This window comes from Polaromonas sp. P1_E1_2 (assembly GCF_056406035.1).
On record NZ_JBFUAZ010000801.1, the window covers coordinates 1 to 1,526 of the forward strand.

At 61.6% G+C, this 1,526-nt stretch carries 2 protein-coding genes; both read left to right on the forward strand.

The window, feature by feature from the left end; translation table 11 throughout:
• The first annotated feature begins 449 nt into the window (after nt 1-449).
• The gene (locus tag AC1D1P_RS23025; RefSeq protein WP_457282086.1) at nt 450-641 is read left to right on the forward strand and encodes a hypothetical protein; all 192 of its coding nucleotides are present in this window, start codon (nt 450-452) and stop codon (nt 639-641) included.
• Between the two features lies 1 nt (nt 642).
• Nucleotides 643-1,452 carry an alpha/beta fold hydrolase gene (locus AC1D1P_RS23030; RefSeq protein WP_477674594.1) on the forward strand — a complete coding sequence of 270 codons (810 nt, stop codon included), beginning with the start codon at nt 643-645 and terminating at the stop codon, nt 1,450-1,452.
• Nucleotides 1,453-1,526 lie beyond the last annotated feature (74 nt).

Sequence of the window (1,526 nt, forward strand, 5' to 3'; positions counted from 1 at the left end):
TGGGTGGGCAGGGCGATGGTGCGCCGGGCCCGCGGCCTATGTATGGGCCGCAGTATTACGGCTGCTTTGTGCGGGACCTGGATGGGCACAAGATTGAGGCGCAGTTTTCGGATACATCTGCGGGTTGATGTAACGCTGGTCTTAAGCCAAACAGGCCGTTTGACCAAGCAGAACCTGCGCGAGCAGCTATTTAATTTATAGCAAGCCGGTTTGCTTTCGCTTCGCCTTGTCGCGCTTGGGTACGGGGTGCTGTCTGACATGGGCGGGCATTCGGGGTTTTCAGAATGGTTGTTACGCGGGTTGGTGTTGCCTTGTTTGCACGCTGGCCCTTGTTCAACCCCTTTATCTGGAGACAGACCATGCCGAACAAACAGAACGCCAAAAACAAACAGGGCCAGCAGAACAAACAACTCGCACCCGATGACGCGCGCAACCAGGCCGGCGGCGCGATGGAGCAAGACGGCACACCCAAAGCATCGGGCCACGGCGGCAAGGTTGAAAACGACTTCAACCAGATGGGTGAACAAAAACCCACGCAGAAGAACGAAGGCCAGCGCACGGCCAATAGCCGCAGTGACCGGGAGTCGCATGTGGGCGGCAGCAACCAGCTGCAGTCGCGCCGCGGCACGACGGGGCGTTGACGTGGCTGCCGGCACGTTCAGCCGCGCGGCGGGGGTGAAGGCCGGCGAATTTGATCACCACAGTGGCGACCACCTGACGCTGGACAGCGCGAAGATTTACTTTGAGGTTCACGGTGATAACGCGGACCCGCCGCTGCTGTTTTTGCACGGCGGGCTGGGCACGATGAAGGACTTCAACAGCGTCTTGCCGCTGCTGCAGAAGCGCTTCAGGGTGATCGGCATCGACAGCCGGGGCCATGGCAAGTCAACCTTGGGCACGGCGGGCGTAACCTACCAGCGGCTGGCGCTTGACGCTGCCGCTGTGCTGCAGCACCTGGGCGTTGAGCGCTGCAGCGTGGTGGGTTTCAGCGACGGCGGCATCACGGCGTTGCGCATGGCCGCAGAAGGCGGGTCGCCCGTCGACAAGCTGGTTGCGATTGGCACCGACAAGATGCTCAAGGCCGACGACCCGGTGCGCAAGCTGCTGGGCGGCGTTACGGCGCAAAGCTGGACGAAAAAATTCCCCGAGTCGGTGGCGCTGTACAACGCGGTCAACCCGCAGCCCGACTTTGCGGCGCTGATTGATGCCGTCGTGCCGATGTGGCTGGACGACGGCCCCAGCGGCTACCCGGGCGAATGCGTCAGGCAGATCAATTGCCCCTTGCTGGCAATTCGCGGCGACGAAGACCACCTGGTGTCGCGTGCCAGTGTGTTTGAGCTGGCGGAGCAGGTGCCCGGCGCGAAGCTGCTGAACATTCCGTTTGCCGGCCATGAGGCGCACAAGGACCAGGCCGAAGGGGTGATGGCGTGCGTGAACCGGTTTCTGGAATGAAATAACGGCCATTTTCATCACGAAAAGTGGCTGCAGCCCTGGCAGAACGTGCGCGAGCAGCTATCAATACCATA

Coding starts and splice junctions, on each gene's coding strand:
- AC1D1P_RS23025 (WP_457282086.1), top strand. CDS start 450: ATGGAGCAAGACGGCACACCCAAAGCATCGGGCCACGGCGGCAAGGTT.